Annotated in this window: 11 protein-coding genes; 9 read left to right on the top strand and 2 right to left on the bottom strand. The window is 75.8% G+C overall.

Going from position 1 to position 17,904, the window contains the following annotated elements; all coding sequences use genetic code 11:
* The first annotated feature begins 84 nt into the window (after positions 1-84).
* From CLV92_RS14800 to CLV92_RS14775, 6 genes are all read left to right on the top strand, one after another.
* Complete coding sequence (locus CLV92_RS14800; RefSeq protein ID WP_104433926.1) at positions 85-2,925, top strand: cell wall-binding repeat-containing protein; 2,841 nt, start codon at positions 85-87, stop codon at positions 2,923-2,925.
* A gap of 138 nt (positions 2,926-3,063) precedes the next feature.
* Positions 3,064-7,998 carry an Ig-like domain-containing protein gene (locus CLV92_RS14795; RefSeq protein WP_158257261.1) on the top strand — a complete coding sequence of 1,645 codons (4,935 nt, stop codon included), beginning with the start codon at positions 3,064-3,066 and terminating at the stop codon, positions 7,996-7,998.
* A gap of 58 nt (positions 7,999-8,056) precedes the next feature.
* Entirely contained in the window at positions 8,057-8,848 is a 792-nt protein-coding gene (locus CLV92_RS14790; protein ID WP_104433922.1) for a carbon-nitrogen hydrolase family protein, read from the top strand.
* Between the two features lie 107 nt (positions 8,849-8,955).
* Positions 8,956-11,190 carry an ATP-binding SpoIIE family protein phosphatase gene (locus tag CLV92_RS14785; protein WP_158257260.1) on the top strand — a complete coding sequence of 745 codons (2,235 nt, stop codon included), beginning with the start codon at positions 8,956-8,958 and terminating at the stop codon, positions 11,188-11,190.
* A gap of 220 nt (positions 11,191-11,410) precedes the next feature.
* Positions 11,411-13,354, top strand: a complete 1,944-nt coding sequence (locus tag CLV92_RS14780) for a VanW family protein (protein WP_104433918.1) — start codon at positions 11,411-11,413, stop codon at positions 13,352-13,354.
* A 92-nt stretch (positions 13,355-13,446) separates the two neighbouring features.
* Entirely contained in the window at positions 13,447-14,220 is a 774-nt protein-coding gene (locus CLV92_RS14775; RefSeq protein ID WP_146099562.1) for a hypothetical protein, read from the top strand.
* 204 nt (positions 14,221-14,424) lie between these two features.
* Here CLV92_RS14775 and CLV92_RS14770 read toward each other — a convergent pair whose 3' ends face one another.
* Entirely contained in the window at positions 14,425-15,102 is a 678-nt protein-coding gene (locus CLV92_RS14770; RefSeq protein WP_104433914.1) for a permease, read from the bottom strand.
* A 248-nt stretch (positions 15,103-15,350) separates the two neighbouring features.
* Here CLV92_RS14770 and CLV92_RS22915 point away from each other — a divergent pair, with 248 nt between their 5' ends.
* The 3 genes from CLV92_RS22915 to tsaD all read left to right on the top strand — a co-directional run bounded on the left by CLV92_RS22915 (position 15,351) and on the right by tsaD (position 17,632).
* Positions 15,351-15,914 (top strand): CAP domain-containing protein, encoded by a 564-nt coding sequence (locus tag CLV92_RS22915; protein ID WP_211291152.1) that lies wholly within the window; start codon positions 15,351-15,353, stop codon positions 15,912-15,914.
* Positions 15,915-15,989: 75 nt separating this feature from the next.
* Entirely contained in the window at positions 15,990-16,589 is a 600-nt protein-coding gene (def, locus tag CLV92_RS14760) for a peptide deformylase (RefSeq protein ID WP_104433912.1), read from the top strand.
* Entirely contained in the window at positions 16,586-17,632 is a 1,047-nt protein-coding gene (gene tsaD, locus CLV92_RS14755) for a tRNA (adenosine(37)-N6)-threonylcarbamoyltransferase complex transferase subunit TsaD (RefSeq protein ID WP_104433910.1), read from the top strand. Before def ends, tsaD begins: the two co-directional genes overlap by 4 nt.
* A gap of 27 nt (positions 17,633-17,659) precedes the next feature.
* Here the strand turns inward: tsaD and CLV92_RS14750 are convergent.
* Positions 17,660-17,904, bottom strand: a 245-nt coding sequence (locus tag CLV92_RS14750) for a diguanylate cyclase domain-containing protein (protein WP_146099561.1), incomplete at its 5' end; no start/stop codon positions are given.

The following is a 17,904-nucleotide window of genomic DNA, read 5'->3' as shown; positions in this document are numbered from 1 at the left end:
GCATGAGACCCCCTGTGGTCCGGCGCTCGACTGGTCGACGCACGAAGGGAGGCAGGGAAGAGCGCTGAGCAGGGGGAGATCGACGTGGCGAGCAGGAAGGCGCGGTGCACCCCAACCACGCGCCCCGGGGTCGCCGCCGCACTCACCGCCGCGCTCGGCGCCGCCCTGCTCGCCGTGCCCGCCGTCCCCGCCACCGCCGCGCAGAGCCCCGTCGCGTGCAGCTCCACCGTCGCCCTCGTCAACGGCGGCTTCGAGGACCCGATCGGGAACAACAACACCTACAAGCTCCTGCCCCAGGCCGACGTGCCCGGCTGGAGCACGACGGCCTCCGACGGCGAGATCGAGATCTGGCGCGGCTCGTTCACGGACTGGCGCGGGACGGTCTTCGCGGCCGGGTCCGGGAACCAGTGGGCCGAGCTGAACGCGAACATGCCGTCGACGCTCTACCAGGACGTCGCCACCACCCCGGGGCAGTCGCTGCGCTGGGAGCTCCAGCACCGCGGACGCCTCTACCAGCTGAACGTGCAGGACGTCATGAGGGTGCTGATCGGCGCCCCGGGCGGCACCCTCGCCAGCCAGGGGACCTCCAGCGACGGGACGAGCGCCTGGGGCACCCACTCCGGGCTCTACACGGTCCCACCGGGGCAGACCGTCACCCGGTTCGCCTTCGAGGCCGTGTCGGCGGCGTACAACGACCCCATCCAGGGCAACTTCCTCGACAGCATCTCCTTCGGCACCGGCGCCTGCGTCGTCACCGAGACGGCCGTCGCCACGCCCACCGCCACCTCCACGGCCAGGGTGGGTGACGTCCTCACCTACACCGTCACCGCCCGCAACGACGGCGGCAACCCCGCCCAGCTCAGCGTCCTGACCGACGCGCTGCCGGCGCACACCACGTTCGTGCCCGGCTCCCTGCGGTCGCTGGCGGGCGGCACCCCGGCCGTCCTCACCGACGGCGCGGGCGACGACACCGGCGAGTACGACGCCGGCACCCGCACGGTCCGCGTCCGCGTCGGGCAGGGCGCCACGGCCTCGGCGGGCGGTTCCCTCCCGGCGGGGGAGAGCCGCGGCTTCTCGTACCAGGTGCGCGTGGACGCCGCCGCCCTCGAGACCACCCTCGTCAACGACGCCACCACGCAGTTCCGGGACAGCCTCTCCGGCAACACCTCCACGTCCACCTCGAACGAGGCGTCCACCGCGATCGAGGCGATGGCCGACCTCGCCGCGGGCATCACCCGGACCAGCACCGACGTCGTCGCCGGCCGCCCCGTCGAGTACAGCGCCACCCTCACCAACGCCGGTCCCAGCACCGCCACCGCCGCGCGGCTGACCACCCAGCTCCCCGTCGGCGTCACCTCCGTCACGGCGGCCTCCCCCGGCGGGACGTGCGCCGTCGCGGGCACCACCGCCACCTGCGACTACCCCACCGTGGCCTCCGGGGGCACCCGGACGGCCACCGTCACGGGCACCGTCCCCGCCGACGCCGTGCCGGGATCCGCGCACACCGCCTCGGCCGCGGTCACGAGCGCCACGCACGACCCCGGCCCCGGCGACGGCACCGCCTCGACGACCGCCGCCGTGACGGCCTCCGCCGGCCTCGCCGTGAGCGTCGGCACGGCCACCCCGCACGTGCGGCCCGGGCAGTCGCTGCGACTGAGCGTCGCCGTCACCAACGCCGGCCCGTCCGACGCGCGCACCGTCCAGGTGCGCCACCTCGCTCCCGCCGGCACGACCCTCGGCTCCGCGGTGCCCACCACCGGCAGCTACGACAGCGGGAACGGCACCTGGCAGATCCCCGTGCTCGCCGCCGGCGCCACCGCCACCCTCGACGTGACGCTCACCCCCTCCGCGCCGGGCACGCTCACCGCGGTCGCCGGGATCCTCTCCAGCGACACCGCCGACCCGGACCCGGGCGACGACACCGGCTTCGTCGACGTCCACGTCACCGCGGCGCCCACGCCCACTCCCGCACCCGTGGGGCGCCTCGGCGGCCCCGACCGGGTCACCACCGGCGTCACCGTCACCCGCGACGCCTTCCCCGCACCCCGCGCCGCCACCGCGGCCGTCCTCGCCACCTCCGCCCGCTTCGCCGACTCCATCGGCGGCGCGCGCCTCGCCGGGCACCTGCGCGCCCCCCTGCTCCTCAACCCCGCCGAGGAGCTCCACCCCGCCGTCGCCGAGGAGCTGCGCCGCGTCGTCACCCCCGGCGGCACGGTCTACCTCCTCGGCGGGGAGAGCGCCCTCTCCGCGCAGGTCCACGCCGCCGTCGAGCGGCTGGACGGCGGCTACCGCATCGTCCGCGTCGGCGGGGCCGACCGCTACGAGACCGCCACCGCCATCGCCGAGCGCCTGCGCGCGCACGGCGACCGCGGCCCGGCCTACCTGGCCTCCGGCACCGACTTCCCCGACGGGCTGACGGTGGCCGCGCTCGCCGCGCACTCCGGGGGCGTGGTGCTGCTGACCGACGGCGAGCGGATGCCCGAGACCACCCGCGCCCACCTCGCGGTGCACGACCCCACCGGCGACCGGGTCGTGCCCGTCGGTGGGGTCGCCGCCCGGGCGTTCCCCGCCGCCGCCGGGCGCGCCGTCGTCGGTGCCGACCGCTACGACACCGCCCGGCTCCTCGCCCTCCGGTTCACCGCGCCCGCATCGGCCGTCACCGGAGCCCGTGCAGCACCCGCGCCCCGCGTCGTCGGCATCGCCACCGGGGCCACCTGGCCCGACGCGCTCGTCGGGGCCGCGGCCATGAGCGCCTACGGAGGCCCGCTGCTGCTGACCCCCGCAGGGACGCTCGACCCCTCGACGCGCCGGGCGATGGCCGGCCTCACGGCGGGAGACGGGGTGCGCCGCGCCCTCGTGTTCGGCGGTGAGGACGCCATCGACCCGCGGGTGATCGACGAGGTGCGCGGGCTCCTGCCGCGCTGACGCGCCGGGCGGACGGGCGCGGCGAACGGAGGGCGTCCGTCACCCGTCTGCCGCAACCGGTTCCCTCGCGGCTCAAGAGCCGCCCGGCCGGATCCGACGACCTGCGAAGCGACTGGAACCGTGAGAGGGGGAGGGCCCGTGCCGCACCGCACCCGCCGCGTCGTGGCCGCCACCACCGCGACCACCACGTTCCTGCTCGCCGCCACGACGGTGCCGTGGGCCACCAGCGCCGCCGCCGCAGCCGCGCCCGTCGCGGCACCGGACTCCTACTCCACCCGCGCCGGCACCCCGCTGGTCGTGCCCGCGCGCGGCGTCCTCGTCAACGACACCGGCACGAACCTCGTGGCGGAGCCGAGGACCAACCCGTCGAACGGCACAGTCGTCGTCAACGGGGACGGCTCCTTCACCTACACCCCGAGGCCCGGGTTCTCCGGAGCCGACTCCTTCGGCTACTCGGTCCGCAACAACGGCTTCGGTCAGAAGAGCGACGCCACCGTGACGATCGTCGTCGGGCCCTCCGCGGTGGACGACACCTACACCACCGCCCTCGGCTCCGACGGCATCGCACCGAACATCGCCACCGACGTGGCCGACGGCGTCCTCGCCAACGACCGCGGCGTCGGGCTCGTCGCCACCCTGCTCACGCAGCCCGCGCGCGGCACCGTGGTCCTCGCCCCCAACGGCTCGTTCTCGTACGTCCCCGCCCCCGGCGCGTCCGGGCGGTTCTCCTTCACCTACCGCGTCACCGACGCCGCGCAGCTCACCGCCGACGCCGTCGTGAGCCTCACCATCAACCCGCGCGCGGCCGACGACATCGCCACCACCACCGCGGGCACCCCCGTCACCGTCGACGTCCTCGGCAACGACCTGGGCACGACCCTGACCGCGACCGTCCGCAGCGCCCCCGCCCACGGCATCGCCGCCGTCCAGTCGAACGGGCGCATCGCCTACACCCCGACCGCCGGGTTCTCCGGCGTCGACTCCTTCACGTACACCGCGACGGACCCCACGGGCGTCACCGCCACTGCCACGGTCACCGTCACCGTCAGCCCCGCCCCGGTCGTCAACACCGTCACCATCCAGCTCGGCGGGACCCTCACCGTCGCGGCTCCGGGACTGCTCGCCAACGACCTCGGGCGCAACCTCGTCATCGAGAGCTACAGCCAGCCCGGCCACGGCACCGTCACCGTGAACCCGGATGGTTCCTACGTCTACACCAACACCAGCCCCACGGACGCGGACACCTTCACCTACACGGTGCGCGACCGGGACAACCTCACCTCCACGGGCGGCATCGTCACCATCACCCTGCGGCTCACGCCGGCCCCGCCGAACCTGGTCGACGACATGGCGACCACGAGCACGGGGAACGCCGTCGTGGTCACGGCCCCGGGGGTGCTCGCCAACGACAGCGGCCTCCCCACCACCGCCACCCTCGTCTCGGGGCCCGGCCGGGGAACTCTCGTCTGGAACGGCGACGGCTCCTACACCTACACACCCGACCCGGGCTTCTCCGGGACCGACTCCTTCACCTACACCGCCTCCAACATCGGCGGGGACGCGCCCACCCCCGGAACCGTCCGGATCCGCGTCGGCCCCGTCGTCACCGCGGACACCGCCAGCACGAACGCCGGTGCCCCGGTGAGCGGGAACGTCCTCGCCAACGACCCCACCACGAACCTGTCCGCGACGCGGCTCGCCGACCCGGCCCACGGCACCCTCACCCTCGGTGCGGGCGGGGCGTTCACCTACGTCCCGGCCCCCGGCTGGTCGGGCGACGACTCCTTCACCTACCGCGCCACCGACGCCAGCGGCCTCTCCGCCGTCGGCACGGTCCACGTCGCGGTCAGGCCGGTGGCGGTCGACGATGCGGTCACCACGACCGCGGGGGCCACCGCCTCAGGCACCGTGCTGGGCAACGACGCCGGGGCGGGGCTCTCCGTCGCGACGCTCACCAGCCCCGCCTACGGAATCCTCACCCTGCGCGCCGACGGGACGTTCGACTACGTGCCTGCCCCCGGCCGGTCAGGCCGTGACTCCTTCAGCTATCAGATCCTCGACTCCGCCGGCCGCACCGCCACCGCCCGCGTCGACGTGGTGGTCGATCCCGCCGCCATGCGCGACGCCCTCACCACTTCCGAGGGAACCCCCGTCTCCGGGGACGTGCTGGCCAACGACGCCGGATCCCAGCTCACGGCCACGAAGCTCGCCGACCCCGTGCACGGCACCGTCGTGTTCGCCCCGGACGGTACCTTCACCTACACCCCGGCGGCCAACTTCACCGGTGCCGACTCCTTCCCCTACCGGGTCACCGACGCCGCCGGCCTGACCGCCGATTCTCAGGTCGACGTCGTCGTGGTGGTGCCCCTGCCGGTGGCGGTCGACGACACGGTCACCACGATCGCCGGGGCCGCGGTCTCGGGCAACGTGCTGACCAACGACACCGGGACGGGGCTCTCCGTCACGGGGCGCGACCGCCCGACCTCCGGAACCCTCACCCTCGGTGCCGACGGGGCGTTCAGCTACCTGCCCGGTCCGGGCTGGTCCGGGCGGGACTCGTTCACGTACCAGGTCCTCGACTCCGCCGGCCGCACTACCACCGCCCGCGTCGACGTGGTGGTCACGCCTGAAGCCGCCCGCGACACCCTCACCACCACGGTGGGCACGGCTGTCTCCGGGAACGTGCTGGCCAACGACGCCGGCGACCGGCTCCGGGCTGCGACGCTGGCCGGCCCCGGCAACGGCGCCGTCACGTTCGCCGCGGACGGCACCTTCACCTACACCCCGGCGGCGAACTTCACCGGCACGGACTCCTTCTCCTACCGGGTCACCGATGCCGCAGGCCTGACCGCCGACTCCCAGGTCGACGTCTTCGTCGACCCCGTCGTCGCCCCCGTCGTGGTCCCCCCGCCCGTCGTGGTGGTGTCCCCGCCGGTGGCGATCAACGACACGGCCACCACGATCGCCGGGGCCGCGGTCTCGGGCAACGTGCTGACCAACGACGGCGGGACGGGGCTCTCCGTCACGGGGCGCGACCGCCCCACCTCCGGAACCCTCACCCTGGGTACCGACGGGGTGTTCCACTACCTGCCCGGTCCGGGCTGGTCCGGGCGGGACTCCTTCACCTACCAGATCACGGACGCCGCAGGGCACACGGCCAGCGCCCGCGTCGACGTGGTGGTCGACCCGGTCGCGGCCCGCGACACCGTGACCACTCCCGTGGGAACCGCCATCTCCGGGAACGTGCTGGCCAACGACGTCGGCGACCGGCTCCGGGCTGCGACGCTGGCCGGCCCCGGCAACGGCACCGTCGTGTTCGCCGCGGACGGCACCTTCACCTACACCCCGGCGGCGAACTTCACCGGCACGGACTTCATCTCCTACCGGGTCACCGACCACGCCAACCTCACCGCCGACTCCCAGGTCGTCATCGTCGTCGACCCCGTCGTCAACCCCGTCGTCATGGGGCCTCCGCCGGTGGCGGTCGACGACACGGCCACCACGACCGTGGGGGTCGCCGTCTCGGGCAACGTGCTGACCAACGACACCGGGACGGGGCCCACTGCCGCGAGGCTCACCGGTCCCACCAGCGGAACCCTCACCTTCGGCGCCGACGGGGCGTTCAGCTACCTGCCCGCTCCGGGCTGGTCCGGCCGTGACTCCTTCACCTACCAGATCCTCGACTCCGCCGGCCGCACCACCACCGCCCGCGTCGACGTCGTCGTCACCCCGACCGCCGCCCGCGACACCGTCACCACTTCCGGGGGAACGCCCGTGTCCGGGAACGTGCTGCTCGGTGACGCCGGGTTCCAGCTCACGGCCGTCAAGCTGGCCGACCCCGTGAGCGGCACTGTCGTGGTCGCCCCGGACGGCACCTTCACCTACATGCCGGCGTTGAACTCCACCGGCACCTTCTCCTTCCCCTACCGGGTCACCGACGCCGCCGGCCTCACCGCCGACTCCTGGGTCGACGTCGTCGTCGACCCCACCGTCGTGGTGAACCCGCCCATGGTGGTGAACCCGCCGGTCGTGGTGAACCCGCCGGTCGTGGTGAACCCGCCCGTGGTGGTGAACCCGCCCGTGGTGGTGGTGAACCCGCCCGTGGTGGTGCTGACCCCGACCCCCGCCCCGACGCCCGCCCCCGGGCCCGTGGAACGCATCGGCGGCCTGAACCGGGTCGGCACCGCCGTCGCCGTCTCCCGCGACGCCTTCCCCGAGGACCGCCGCGCCGCCGCGGCCGTCGTCGCCACCTCGGCGCGCTTCGCCGACGCCATCGCCGGTGCCCGCCTCGCCGGGCAGGTCCGCGGCCCCCTGCTCCTCACCCCCGGTGAGCAGCTCGACGCCGACGTCGCCGCGGAGATCCGGCGCATCGTCGCCCCCGGCGGCACCGTCTACCTCCTCGGCCTCCACGGCGCCCTCTCCCAGGACGTCCAGGCCCGGCTCCAGAGCCTCGACGGCACCTACAACCTCGTGCGGCTCGGCGGGGCCGACCGGTTCGAGACCGCCGTGCGGATCGCAGACTCGGTGCGCGGCCGCGGCGACGACGGCCCCATCTACCTCGCCACCGGCCTCGACTTCCCCGACGGGATGGCCGTCTCCGCGCTCGCCGCGCACTCCGGCGGGATCGTCCTCCTCACCCAGGGCGAGGACCTCGGCCCCGCCACCCGCGCCTACCTCGACGCGCACGACCCGCAGCACAACCGCGTCATCCCCGTCGGCGGCCCCGCCGCCCGCGCCGTGCCCGCGGCCGCCGCCCGCGCCATCGTCGGCCGCGACCGCTACGACACCGCCCGCCGGGTCGCGGCCCGGTTCGGCGCCACCACGCCCGTGCGCTCCGTCGGGGTGGCCACCGGGGTCGACTGGCCCGACGCCCTCGTCGGCGCCGCGGCCATGGGCAGCTACGGCGGGCCGCTGCTGCTGACCCCGCGCGACGAGCTCGAGACGACCGCCCGCGAGGCGATCACCGCGCTGAACACCGGCCCGGCCCGCGTGCGGAAGGGTTTCGTCTTCGGCGGGGAGGGCCGCGTCAGCGAGCGCGTCCTGGACGACGTCGCCGGGCTGCTGCGGGACTGAGCCGAGAACACGCCACCCACCCCACGCGCCCCGCCACCCGCGGTGGCACGCTGGCGGCGTGCGCATCGCCCTCGCCCAGATCGCGTCCACGCCCGACCCCGCCGCCAACCTGGAACTCCTCCGCGACGCCGTCACGGCGGCCGCCGCCCGCGGAGCCCGCCTCGTCGTGCTCCCCGAGGCCACCATGTGCTGCTTCGGCGTGCCGCTGCGCCCGGTCGCCGAGCCCCTCGACGGCCCCTGGGCGCAGGCGGTGCGCGACATCGCCACCGAGCACGGCGTCACCGTGGTCGCCGGGATGTTCACCCCCGCCGACGCCGACCGCGTGCGCAACACCCTCCTCGTCACCGGCGGCGGTGTGGAGGCCCACTACGACAAGGTCCACCTCTTCGACGCGTTCGGGTTCCAGGAGTCGCGCACCGTCGCACCCGGTTTCGACCCCGTCCTCGTGGAGGTCGACGGGGTGCCCGTCGGGCTCACCACCTGCTACGACGTCCGCTTCCCCGGGCTGTTCCAGGCGCTGGCCGACCGGGGGGCGCTCATCAGCGTCGTCGCGGCCTCCTGGGGGGCGGGGCCGGGCAAGGTGGAGCAGTGGGAGGTCCTCGCCCGGGCCCGGGCCCTGGACTCCACGACGTTCGTCGTCGCGTGCGGGCAGGCGGACCCGGCCACCACGGGCGCTCCCGAGCGGGGCGGGGCGCCGACCGGCGTCGGGAACAGCCTCGTCGTGTCGCCGCTGGGCGAGGTGCGGGCCCGGCTGGGGGAGGGGCCGGACCTGCTCGTGGTGGACGTGGACCTCGACGAGGTGACCTCGGCGCGCGCCGTGGTGCCCGTGCTCGCGAACCGCCGGTTCTGAGCCGGAACGGGGCCGGAGCGGGGCCGTGCGCTGAACGAGTGAGCCCCGGACCGAACCACTCCCATCACGCGGCGCAGCGCAAGTCAGACAGTGAGTAACGTATGCCCGTGGATCCGCACCGCCCCGCGTCGCGCACCGTCCTCGAGGTCGCGACGCTGTCCCTGCGCGAGGGCCACGACCTGCGGGCGATCCTCGACGAGGTGACCGCCGCGGGCGTCGAGGCCACCGGCGCGCAGTACGGCGCGTTCTTCTACCACTCCGAGGACGAGGGCGGCTCCCGCCTCGACGTCTTCAGCCTCGTCGGGGCCGAGCGCCACGAGATGCCTGCCACCACGCCCGTCCGCAGCACCCCGCTGTTCGCGCCCACGTTCAGCGGCGAGGGCAGCGTGCGCGTCGGCGACGTCGCCCGCGAGCCCCGCTTCGGGCACAACGCCCACGGCGGCCTGCCCGCCCCGCACGTCCCCGTCCGCAGCTACCTCGCCACCCCCGTGCGGGGAACCGACGGCCGCGTCTTCGGCGCCGTCCTCTACGGGCACCGCGACCCCGACCGCTTCGGCGAGGCCGAGCAGGAGGCCGCCGAGGCCGTCGCCGCCCAGGCCGCCGTCGCCATCGACAACGCCCGCCTCTTCGCCGCCGAGCGCGAGGCCCGCGAGACCGCCGAGCGCGAGCGGGCCGCGGCGCGCGCGGCGACCCTGCGCATGCAGCAGCTGCAGCGCATCACCGCCCTGCTCTCGCGCACCGCCAGCGCCACCGACGTCATCGCCGTCGTCCCCGAGGCCGTCAGCGAGGTCCTCGGCTGCCACTCCTCCGCCGTCTACATGATCGACCCGTCGGGGCGCCCCGGCCTCGTCGGCCGCGGCACCTCCAACCTGCCGCCCGACATCGCCGCCCGCCTGACGCACCTGCCCCTCGACGTGGACAGCCACGTCACCGCCGCCTTCCACGGCCGCGAGCCGCGGTGGCTGCTGACGGGGCAGCGCGCCCGGTACAGCACCTACGACGGGCTCGACACCGGGTCGATCGGCACGTCCGTGGCCGTGCCCGTCCTCGACCGCGACAGCCGCGCCGTGGGCGTCCTCATCGTCAACGACGAGGACGAGCGCGAGCCCCACCCCGACGACGTCGACCTCCTGCGCAGCGTCGCCGCGCAGGTCGCGCAGGCCCTGGAGCGCGCCCGCCTCTACGACGCCGAGCGCGCCGCCCGCGAGCAGCTCGCCGCCTCCGTCACCGCCCTCACCGACCTCGCCCGCGCACTGCAGCAGGGGCTGCTGCCGAGGGAGCTGCCCGACCTCGACCGCACCTCCGTCGCCGTGCGCTACCTGCCCGCCGTGGCCGGCGCGGAGGTCGGCGGCGACTGGTACGACGCGATCCGCACCAGCGACCACGTCGTCTTCGTCATCGGCGACGTCCAGGGCCACAGCACCACCGCCGCCGGCCTGATGGGCCAGCTGCGCACCGCCGTGCGGGCCTACGTCAGCGAGGGGCACGGACCCGCCGCCGTGCTCCAGCGCACCAACCGCATGCTCCTCGACCTCAACCACGACCTGTTCGCCACCTGCTGCCTCGTCCAGCTCGACCAGCGCACCGGCGTGGCCGTCGTCGCCAGCGCCGGGCACCCCCTGCCGATGGCCGCCGACGAGCGCGGCGTCCGGGAGCTCACCGTCGCCCCGGGGCTGCCGCTGGGCATCCAGGCCGACGCGGACTACGAGGTGGCCGTGCACAAGCTGCCGCTGCCCACCCGCGTCGTCCTCTACACCGACGGGGTCGTGGAGACCGCCGGCGCACCCCTCAGCACCGGCGAGGAAGCCCTGCGCGCCTCCCTCACGCAGCCCGCCGCCTCCTGCGAGCAGCTCGCCGACAGGATCGTCGCCGGAATCCCGCACCGGCTCACCGACGACGCCGCCGTGCTGCTGCTGGACTACGCCGGACCGCGGGTCCACGGCGACGAGGTGGCCGTCACCCTCCCCACGGACCGGCGCGCGGTGTCCGCGGCCCGCAGCTTCCTGCGCGCCGAGCTGGGGCAGTGGCGGCTGGAGCACCTCATCGACGACTCCGAGCTCGTGCTGTCGGAGCTCGTCACCAACGCGCTCGTCCACACCGACGACCCGCCCGTCGTGACCCTGCGCTACGTCTCCGACAGCGACGAGCTGGTGCTGTCGGTGCGCGACCGCTCCGCCCGCGGGCCCGAGGAGCGCAGCCCCGACCTCGAGGCGCAGGGCGGGCGCGGCCTGCTCATCGTCGACACGCTGGCCACCGCGTGGGGCGTCACCTCCCACGACGACGGCAAGACGGTGTGGGCGGAGCTGCTGGCGTCACGCCCCGGCGGGCTCGTCACCTCCTAGGGCGCCCGGCCGGGGGGCCGGCTCACCGGTCGTGCGGCTGCTCCGGCGCCCGCCTCCCGGAGCTCCCGACGACCCCGGGCCGTGCACGCGGACCGGGGTGCCCGGACCTCGCAGACCGCCCGTGCCGACGCCGCACGGCACGTACAGTGGCGAGAGCCGCGGGGGGCGGCGGGGGACCGGCACCGGTCCTCGGCAGGCAGCGAGGGGACGACGCGACACCGTGGATCAGCAGCACCTGGCGACCTCCGGCGCGCCCTCGGGGGCAGCTCAGGGACCGGTCCCGCGGGGCCGCCGGCTGCCCGGGCGCCCGTGGCTGTGGTGGACCGGTGGCGCCCTGGCGCTGACCGGAGCCGCCTACGGCGGAGCCGCGCTCGCCACCGCCGGGGAGGTGCCGCGCGGGACCACCGTCGCCGGCGTCGACGTCGGCGGACTGAGCCGCGCCGAGGCGGAGCAGAGCCTGAGCACCGCCGCGGGCAGCCTCGGCGCCACGCCCGTGCCCGTGGTCGTGAGCGTCGCCGGTGAGCCGGTGGAGGCCGCCCTCGACCCGGCCGCCGCGGGCCTGCGCCTCGACGTCGAGGCGACCCTGGAGGAGCTGACCGGCTCCAGCTGGGACCCCCGGGTGCTGTGGCGCCACGTCGCGGGCGGCTGGGAGGCCGAGCCCGTCACCGACGTCGACGCCGCCGCCCTGCGCGAGGCCCTGCGCGGGTTCGCCGAGCGCGTCGACGCCGCGCCCGTCGAGGGCTCGATCACCTTCGTGGAGGGCCGCGCCGTGGCCGGGGAGGCCCGGGAGGGGCGCCGGCTGGACGTGGTCGCCGGCACCGACCTCCTCGCGCAGCGGTGGCCCCTGCCCGCGGGCACGACGCCGGTGGAGCTGCCGGCGGACGTCCTGCGCCCCCGCGTGGACGCCGAGGAGGTCGCGACCGCGATGCGCGAGGCCGCCGAGCCGGCCGTGTCCGGACCGCTCGTGGTGGTGACGGGAGGGCGCGAGGTCGTCCTGCCGCCCGAGGCGTTCACCCCGGCGCTGTCCATGCAGGCCGGTCCGCGTGCGGAGGGCCCTGCCGCGTCCGAGGCCCCCGCGTCGGAGGTCCCCGCGTCGGAGGCCCCCGCCACGCCGGCGGCTGCGCCCGCCGCCGCCACCACGCCCGCCGGGAAGAGCGAGGGTCAGTTGCTGCTCACCGTCGACGGGATCGCGCTGGAGGCCGCCGTGCTGGCCGCCGCCCCGGACCTGGAGGTCCCGCCCCGCGACGCGACCGTGGAGATCCGCGACGGTGTGCCCGTCGTCGTTCCCGCCGTCGACGGCGCCGACCTCGACCCCGTCCGGCTCGCCGAGGCCGCCCTGCCCGCCCTCACCTCCCCCGAGCGGCGCGCCGTCGTGGAGCTCGTGCCGCGGCCCGCGGAGCTGACCACCGCGGAGGCGGAGGCCCTGGGCGTCCGGGAGGTCATCTCCACCTTCAGCACGAAGCTGACCTCCAACGCCGCCCGCACCGAGAACATCCGCCGCGCCGCGGAGTCCGTCGACGGCACCCTCCTGGAGCCGGGGGAGGAGTTCTCCCTCAACCAGGTCGTCGGGGAGCGCACCGCCGCCCGCGGGTTCAACAAGGCGCCCGTCATCAACAACGGCCTGCTCGTCGACGGCTACGGCGGCGGCGTCTCGCAGCTGGCGACGACCACCTTCAACGCGATGTTCTTCGCCGGCCTGGACGAGCTGGAGCACAAGCCGCACTCCTTCTACATCTCCCGCTACCCCGAGGGCCGCGAGGCCACGGTGGACTGGCGCAGCATCGACCTGCGCTTCCGCAACGACTCCGCCCACGGCGTGCTCGTGAAGGCGGAGGTCGCCGGCGGGCAGGTGACGGTGACGTTCTGGGGCACGAAGGAGTGGGACGTGCAGGCCGAGAAGTCGCCGCGCCGCAACATCCGCACGCCCGGGGTCAAGTACGACGAGTCCCCGAAGTGCGAGCCGCAGGACCCGCACACCGGCTTCGACGTGGACGTCACCCGCATCGCGCGCCACCTCGTCACCGGCGAGGTGCGGCGGGAGACGTGGAGCCACCGCTACAAGGCGGGCGACCGCGTCATCTGCGGGCCGGACCCCGCCAAGCCGAAGCCCACGCCCACCCCCGAACCGGCGGCACCCGTCCCCGCGCCCGCCCCGGGTGGCTGATCCGGGCAGTCGGCCCGACGGGGACTGCGCTGCGTCCGGTGCCTGTAGCGTGGAGTGATCGTCCCTGCAGCCCCTGGTCGAGGAGGTCCCGCGTGCGCCCTGCCCGTGGTGCGGTTCCCGTGCTCCTGCTGAGCGCCGTGCTCACCGCCTGCGGGTCGGAGGCCCCCGGCTCGCCCAGCGGCGAGAGCGCCGGCGCGACCCCGACGAGCCCGTCCGCCTCGGAGACGCCGACGGAGTCGCCGACGCAGTCCCCGTCGGAGTCGCCCTCCACGTCGACCTCGACCGCGACCTCCGCCTCTCCCTCCAGCGCCCCGCAGGAGGGCCCGCTGAGCCTGGTGGACGCCGTCGTCGTGACCGAGGACGGCAGCGACCCGCTGAGCGGCGCGCTCAGTGCCGCCGCCACCGGGGACCGCACCCTCCTGCTGGACGTCGTCACCGCCGTCGACCCGGCGAGCGACCCCACCGCGGGCGACCTCGTCATCCCCGGTCGCGGCGGAGGCGGGATCCGGCTGGACCTGCCCCCGGAGGCCGTGGGGGAGCTGGCCCAGCCGCTGGTGAACGTCACGGGCACCTTCGAGGTCACCGGCGACGCCGCGAGCGGCTACCAGCTGACGGCCCTCACCACGGAGAGCGACCCCGCGCTGCGCCCCCAGGGCATGGACGACGCGGCCCGCTGCGCCGCCCTGGACCAGGCCGCCGTCCAGGCCGCCGCGGACCACCTCCGCGACGACCCGGCGGCGCGCCCGGAGCTGCGGCAGCGCTGGGGCAGCTCCCCGGCGGTGTGGTGGGCGGTGCAGGTCGGGGCGCACACGCCCGGCGACCTCGCGCAGGCGGTCCAGACCGCCTGCGCCCCCTACCGCGGCTGACCCGGCGCCCGAACCCCGTCCTGGCCCCCGTCCTCCACCCCGGAAAGGACCCTTTCCGGGGTGGAGGACCCCACCTGAACCCCGGAAAGGGTCCTTTCCGGGGGAGAGGCCATGGGGGAGGGGAAGAGGGCCCGGACGTGCGGAACCCCCCAAGACCCGAGGGCCTGGGGGGTTCGCGCGTTCAGCCCGGTGCTGCGGTCCGGCTCAGCGGACGTCGACCGTGGTGGGCTCGGTGTCGCGCTTGCTCGGCCACATCTTGGCGCCGAGGAGGCCGCCGATCGCCGAGGCGGTGATCGCCAGGCCGAGGCTCAGGGCCGCCCAGGCAGCGCCGGTGCGGACGGTGTCCATGGCCTGGCCCAGCTGGACGTCGGGCAGGTTGGCCTGCTGCACGGCGCCGACCTGGGAGAGGACGTTGGCGACCGAGCCGAAGAGCGCGCCGCCGCCGAAGAGGGTCAGGAAGACGATCCCGACGACGCCGAGACCCCACACCATGATCCCGTGGAGCAGGCCGTCGCTGGCGCCGCGCCACATCGACGTGGCCCCGGCGGTCAGGCCGCCGAGGAAGAAGGAGAACAGGCCGATGAGCCCGCTCACCCAGCCGGCGGTCGTGTCGTTGGTGCCGCCGACGGTCAGCCACCCGAGGGCGAGGAAGGCCACCTCGAGCAGCAGGAAGGTGGACAGGGTGACGATGAGGCCGGCCCAGATCGGGCCCCAGCGCACCCGGTCGCGGCGCTCGGCGCCCATGGACAGCTGCATCGGGCGGGCCGAGCGGTCCTCGCTGCGGACCGTCGTGACGGGGCCGGGCGCAGCGGTGGCGCCCGCGGGCTCGACCACCTCCGTCTCCCTGACGGTGCCCTGACGGTCGAAGTCGTGTGCGGTCATGAGTTCCTCCTCTGTGCGATCTCTGCGCCCGGGGCGCGGTGTCGTGTCGTGAGGCGTTCCCACCTGCATCCACCGTGCTCCAGTCGTCGATCACCCGCTCCCTGGAACCGCCCCGCGACGGGAACGTTCACGGGAACGTCATGGAGGCGAAGCGGTGCCGTAGCGCAGACCGCGGGTCGGAACTGTGCTCCTGTGGTGAAGATCACTTTCCATCGTTGAAGGGACGCGCCCGTGCTTTGCTGCGCGCCGTGATAGACCGCCGCGCCACCATCGCGCTCACCGCCACCGCGCTCACCGCCGTGGCCACCGCCCTCGCCGCCTCGCCCGCCGCGGCCGCCCCCCTCGCCCGTGACGCCCGCGCCGTCTCCCCCGAGGTGCTCACCGCCGCAGCCCCCGCCGCAGCAGCCGCCGCGCCCGTGGACCCCGTGGTGCTCGCCGCCGAGCGCGTCGTGCAGCTCGCCAACGCCGGGCGCGCCGCCGCCGGGTGCCCCGCCCTGGCGCCCGACCCCCTCCTCGCCGCGGCCGCCGCCGGGCACAGCGCCGACATGGCCGCCCGGCGCGTGCTCACCCACACCGGCGTCGACGGCAGCACCCCCCTGCAGCGCATCCACCGCGCCGGCTTCCACGCCGTGCGCAGCGCGGAGAACGCGGCCGCCGGCTACGCCACCGCCGACGACGTCGTCCGCGCCTGGCTGGACAGCCCCGGCCACCGCCGCAACCTCCTCGACTGCCGCCTCGACTCCGCGGGCGTCGGCCTGGCGGGCGACCCCGCCGCGCCCTACTGGACGCTCGCCCTCGCCGCCCGCGGCTGAGGCCCGCACCCCGCAGCCGCACCCCAGGTCCGGGGACTCCGCGTCGTCGCGGGGTCCCCGCCTACGATCTGCTGCGTGAGCGACGACCCCGCCGACGCCCCGGCCGCCCCCCAGGAGCAGCCCCGCAAGGGCACCGCCCACCCGATCGTCACCTACGGCACCCCCGTGCTGCACCGCCGCTGCGCCGAGGTGACCAGCTTCGACGAGGAGCTGCGCACCCTGGTCGAGGACATGTTCGCCAGCATGGCCGCCGCCGAGGGCGTGGGCCTGGCCGCCAACCAGATCGGCGTCGACGCCCGCGTCTTCGTCGTCGACTGCCCCGACGAGACCGGCGAGCACGTCGTCGCCCACATCGTGAACCCCGTCCTGAAGCTGCCCCGCGGCCTGCGCCGCACTCTCGACCGCGACGACGAGGGCTGCCTCTCGGTGCCCGGGGAGTACGCCGAGCTGGCCCGCCCCGCCCGCGCCGAGGTCACCGGCACCGACGTCGACGGCAGGCCCGTGCGCATCGTCGGCACCGGCCTGCTCGCCCGCTGCCTGCAGCACGAGGTGGACCACCTCGACGGCCTCGTCTACGTCGACCGCCTCGACGCGCGCACCCGCGCCGACGTCCTGACCGCCGCCGGGCTCGGGGAGCACCTCGGGGCCGGCCGCGACGCGGGGAGCCGGTCGTGACCGTCGTCCTGGGCATCGAGACCTCCTGCGACGAGACGGGCGCCGGGCTCGTCGCGGAGGGGCGCCTCCTCGGCGACGCCCTGTCCTCCAGCATGAGCGAGCACGCCCGCTTCGGCGGGGTCGTGCCGGAGATCGCCGCCCGCGCCCACCTGGAGGCCATGCTCCCCGTCGTGCGGGAGGCCCTGACCCGCGCGAGCCTCGACCTCTCCGACGTCGGCGCCGTCGCCGTCACCGCCGGCCCCGGCCTGTCCACCGCCGTGCAGGTCGGCCTGGCCTCCGCCAAGGCCTTCGCCTTCGCCCTCGACGTCCCCCTCTACGGCGTGCACCACCTCGCCGGGCACGCCGCCGTGGACGTCCTCGAGCACGGGCCGCTGCCGCCGCGCTGCGTGGCGCTCGTCGTCTCCGGCGGCCACACGTCCCTGCTGCTCCTCGGCGACCTCGCCCGCGACCCGATCGTCCACCTCGGCGACACCGCCGACGACGCCGCCGGGGAGGCCTTCGACAAGGTCGCGCGCATCCTCGGCCTGCCCTACCCGGGCGGCCCGTCCGTCGACCGCGCCGCCCGGGACGGCGACCCGCGCGCCATCGCCTTCCCCCGGCCGCTGACCCGGCCCTCCGACCCCCGCTACGGCTTCAGCTTCTCCGGGCTGAAGACGGCGGTGGCGCGCTGGGTGGAGGCGCGCCAGGGCGCCGGCGGGGACCTGCCCGTCGCCGACGTCGCCGCCTCGTTCCAGGAGGCCGTGGCCGACACCGTGACGCGCAAGGCCGTCGCCGCCTGCCTCGACCACGGCGTGGACACCCTGCTCGTCGTGGGCGGGGTGGCGGCCAACTCGCGGGTGCGGGCGCTGGCGGAGGAGCGCTGCGCCGCGGCGGGCATCGAGCTGCGGGTGCCGCCCATGCGGCTGTGCACCGACAACGGCGCGATGATCGCCGCGGTGGGGGACCTGCTCGTCCGCGCCGGGGCCCCGGCCTCCGAGCTGCGCATCCCCGCTGACCCGTCGGCGCCGCTGACGGGGGCGCTGCTGGCCGGTCCCTGGCGCTGAACCCCGCGCGGGCGGGCCACCGGGCCGTCAGCGGTGGGCGGGCGCCTGACCGGTCCTGGCGGCGCGCTTGGCTGCGTACATCCGCTCGTCCGCGGTGCCCATCAGCTCGTCGGCGGTGGTGCCGCGTCCGCCCAGGGCGGTGCCCGCGCTGATGCCGACCCGGACCCGGTGGCCGGAGACGGTGAACTCCGGCACCAGGGCCTTGCGGATCCGCCCGGTCATCCGGTCCAGCACGGCCGGTGAGGCCCCGGTGGGCACCAGCACCACGAACT

This window comes from Kineococcus xinjiangensis (assembly GCF_002934625.1).
GTDB classification, from domain to species: domain Bacteria; phylum Actinomycetota; class Actinomycetes; order Actinomycetales; family Kineococcaceae; genus Kineococcus_A; species Kineococcus_A xinjiangensis.
Note: the sequence above shows the minus strand (reverse complement) of the source record. Positions and strands in the feature narration are given on the sequence as shown.

Bases quoted from the DNA above. Each gene is read 5' to 3' on its own strand.
- CLV92_RS14770 (WP_104433914.1), bottom strand. From the start codon at position 15,102: ATGACCGCACACGACTTCGACCGTCAGGGCACCGTCAGGGAGACGGAG.